The sequence below is a fragment of the Campylobacter sp. RM16188 genome (assembly GCF_012978795.1).
Taxonomy (GTDB): Bacteria; Campylobacterota; Campylobacteria; order Campylobacterales; family Campylobacteraceae; genus Campylobacter_A; species Campylobacter_A canis.
Genome location: NZ_LIWQ01000028.1, coordinates 1 through 3,606, shown reverse-complemented (window position 1 = coordinate 3,606; position 3,606 = coordinate 1). Strand labels below are relative to the sequence as shown.

The window sequence follows — 3,606 nt, the reverse complement described above, 5'->3', positions numbered from 1 at the left end:
ATTACTAATAGCATCAGCTTGCTCGCTAAATGATAATACTCCAAAGCAGGTTTTTTGTTTATATCTTATCTGGTTTATAATAGCCCTAGTTTGAGCTTCGTTTCCTTTTAAAATTTTGGCCGTGCCTTGTTGTGCGCGCTCATTTAATAAGTAATTTACGCTGCCAAGTCCGCCGCCGTTATGAGTAGGTAGAAATTTAACTATCATCTTCTATGTTTTGTTTATTGTTTAAAAGCTCATAAATGCTATTTAAAGCTTCAAGGGATTGGCCAACAAGGGTAAGGGCTACCCTATCAAGACTTTCGCCTTTGTTAAGCTTATAAGCGATTTGGTTTAAGTTGTTTCCTTGTCTTGAAAGTTCTAAAATCAGTTCTTTTGTAATAGGGGTTTTTATAAGCTGTCTTGACAGCATAGATTTAATAGCAAATTCTGAAAAAGTTATGCCGCCTAGCTCTGACATTTTAGATGAGATCTTATCCCATTCGGTTGGAGTAAGTCTTAAAATCTTTGTGATAGTTTTATTCTCTTTTTCTTTCTTCTTCATTAGCTTATCCATTATTTGTTGCTATCTGCTTAACTTCATTTTTTATAACTATATATAAAAAATGAAGAGTCATAGGGGTATGGGGAGTGTGGTTGCCGTCCCCATATTTGAAAAATTGCCTTAAAAAATCTTTAGATTTTTTACTAGCCATTAGGCTATATACGGCATATTTTTCAAAGGGGGGTTAAGGGGGATTTGCCCCCCCTTACGAGCCTCCGCAGTATATCGAAATGCGATAGCATTTTGTATATACAAGGAGTATGCTCGCCCTTATATTTTAACTATATTAATAAGATAATTATACTTAAATAAAAGACTAGAGTCAAGGCCATACAGACTTATAAGAAACATGCAATAAAATTTAAATTGATTTAGATTAATTTTTTTACTATAATATTGATTAATTTTATTTTATATTAAGGATATAAAAATGCAAAATGATTATAGTAAATATGAAAAATTAAGTAAGAAAAAGCTACTTAATTTATTTTTAAAAGCAGAAGATAATTATAAAAAAATTGAAGAAAAATTAAAAGAACAAGGGGAATTAGTTGAATTTTTACGTAAGAAGTCTAAAGAGATTATTTCAGAAAGTAGTAGCTCATTAAATACTAAACAAGTAAAAAAAATAAAGAGCTTAGAGAATAATTCTGGCCAAGATCTTATAAAGGAATAAAATAAAATTTTTATAATTGATAAGAAGCAGATGAAGTAGTTAAATAATAAATTTAGCCCATAGCTTTATGGGCTAAAACAATTTTAATTTATCTTGCTTTTACGTAAAAGGTTACAGTGGCATTATAGCCTTTCTGTAACGCTTTTCCGACTAGCTCAGGGGCTATTTTTTTATTTATGTCTTTTCTCAGATTTACTACTGCAAGCCATCTACCACTAGAGGTTGCACGAAATTTAGTTTTACCATTACTATTTATGTAAGAACCTATAAATCCTGCTCCGCTTTGCTCGCCATGAGCTTTAATTGTGATTGGCATATCGTTTATTTTTTCATTTAAAGGTTCACCCATAAATAAAACCTCAAGCTCTACTTCATCGCCTACTTTTAAATTGCTTAAGTCACTAATAGGGATTATTTCAAGATCATGCCCTATTGGTTTTGGTTTTTTCCATTCGCTTACACTTACATAAGCCTTAGCAAAACTTTGAAAATTCAAAGACATTGAAATTTCTTTTGCGCCCTTTATCTCATTTAGATAAATTCTGCCCCATTTTTCTCTACCTTTTTCATCTTTCCAAGTAGAGAATTGAACGTTTCTTGTTGCTGCAGCTACTTGATATACACCTTTTGCTGAAGTATCTGTAAAATAAACTTTATTTGCAAGCATATCTCCGTTAAAAACCAAAGCTTCAGGAAAATCTTTACTAGGTTTTTCTTGATAAACTCTTGTTTCAATACCTTCGTTGGCAGTTTTATCAAATTTAAACTCCGTCTTTTTCATATTCGGATCATAAATTTCATATTTCTCTAAACTGTTTCCCATAAAGAAATCATCAAAAGGCAAGGCATGACCCCAGCCTATATTTACACCTATGCTTCCGGGCTTATGTTCCATTGATTCACTTAAATTTATAAAAAAATCATGAGCTTTTAAACCAAAAGCCATAGCACATAATGCTATTATGCTAAAAATCATCTTTTTCATTGTTTTCCCTCAATATCAATTAAAATCATATTTTAGGTTAAGACCTGCTCTCCAAACTCGACCTTCGTTTATCGATGATTCGCCACCAAGGCTATAATAAAGCTTATCGGTTAGGTTTTCAACCTCTACAAATGGAGTTAGGGTAAATCCGCTCACTTCATATCTATAGCTAAGTTTTGCATCGACAATGGTTTTGTTTTGACTAGGATGTTTTGAGCCACCGCTATATTTCAAATCCAAAGCATTTGTAGCTTGAATTGAAAAATCAAATCCAGCCAAATCTACTATAGTTGCACCGTATTTTAAGCTCTTATCAGGTGTTCCGTATAGTCTTTCGCCCTCGCCATTTTTAGTTTTTTCGTTTGAATAGGCTAAATTTAAAATCAGCCAATCGGTCGGATAAAATTCGCTTGAGATTTCAAATCCTCTTACTTTTGATTTTCCTTCGTTAAAGAATAACCATTCATCACTAGGAAGCATTATAAGTCTTATTTGATCGGTATAATCTGTACTGTAGTAACTTGCTTCCAGATTTCCCCAATCACTAAGGCGTTGTTTTAATCCTATTTCATAGCCTTTTGCTTTCTCAGGCTTCAAATCAGGATTTCCTCCCAAGAATTTAGGTAGATATCTTTGTGGTGCAGCAGGCGTATTAAATGCTTTGCTATATCCTACCCATAAAGTAGTATAGTCATACTCGGTATTCGCAAAAGGAAATATAGAAATACCAAAATTTGGACTTGTAGCTTTCATCTTTTTACCTGCGGTATCGTAGCTATCGTGACGAATTCCGGCCACAAAAAGAGCGTAAGGGATAGGCTTATACTCTATTTGAGCAAAAGGAGAGATATTTTTTTCGGTTTTATCATAATCCATGCTAGGGTTTGGTTTTTCAAATTCATAATTTCTTGCATTCATATCGACTTTTTTATACTGCAAACCGATTATATTTCTAAGTTTTTCATCTTCTAGCCAATTTATTGTGCCTTTGATTTCGCCTTGCAAGGATTTTTCATCATAGATGGCATTGGTTTTCTTTGCAAAAAATTCTTCAGGTTTTGTATTGGAACCGTAAGTCAAATCATATGTTCGCTTTATTAGTCCTAAATTGGAATATAGCGAAAACATTTCACTAAATTTACCCTCATAGGTTAAAAATCCGCTCTTGGTATCGTATATATTGTTGTAAATATTGCTCCAATCGTTTTGATGATAATATGAGCCATACCAGCCTTGTGTCTTATCGCTTTTATCTTGTGTAAAATCAAGGCTTATCTCATGGCTATCGGCAAACGCATAATCAACACGTGCAAATATATTTTTTTGATCTTTTTCGGTATCAGGAATAGTGCCTTTTGGAGTTTTGTATTTATCTTGTTTAGATGAAGCTATATCAAGAAA

The 3,606-nt window shown here is 32.8% G+C and carries 4 protein-coding genes and 1 pseudogene; 1 reads left to right on the top strand and 4 read right to left on the bottom strand.

Annotated elements, in window-relative coordinates:
- Together CDOM16188_RS10935 and CDOM16188_RS10930 are read right to left on the bottom strand one after the other, a co-directional pair.
- A pseudogene (locus CDOM16188_RS10935) lies at positions 1-207 on the bottom strand (mobilization protein); the annotation flags it as partial.
- Entirely contained in the window at positions 197-544 is a 348-nt protein-coding gene (locus CDOM16188_RS10930; protein ID WP_253908198.1) for a hypothetical protein, read from the bottom strand. The pseudogene CDOM16188_RS10935 and the gene CDOM16188_RS10930, both read right to left, overlap by 11 nt.
- Before the next feature lie 430 nt (positions 545-974).
- On the opposite strand from CDOM16188_RS10930, the gene CDOM16188_RS10925 reads away from it, so the two are divergent.
- Positions 975-1,220, top strand: coding sequence for a hypothetical protein (locus CDOM16188_RS10925; RefSeq protein WP_172202165.1), 246 nt, complete (start codon positions 975-977; stop codon positions 1,218-1,220).
- Between the two features lie 88 nt (positions 1,221-1,308).
- Here the strand turns inward: CDOM16188_RS10925 and CDOM16188_RS10920 are convergent, their stop codons facing one another.
- Positions 1,309-2,205: a DUF4198 domain-containing protein gene (locus CDOM16188_RS10920; RefSeq protein WP_172202163.1), complete on the bottom strand. Its 897-nt coding sequence runs from the start codon at positions 2,203-2,205 to the stop codon at positions 1,309-1,311.
- Between the two features lie 15 nt (positions 2,206-2,220).
- Positions 2,221-3,606 (bottom strand): TonB-dependent siderophore receptor (locus tag CDOM16188_RS10915; RefSeq protein WP_172202161.1); only part of this gene is annotated, 1,386 nt, incomplete at its 5' end.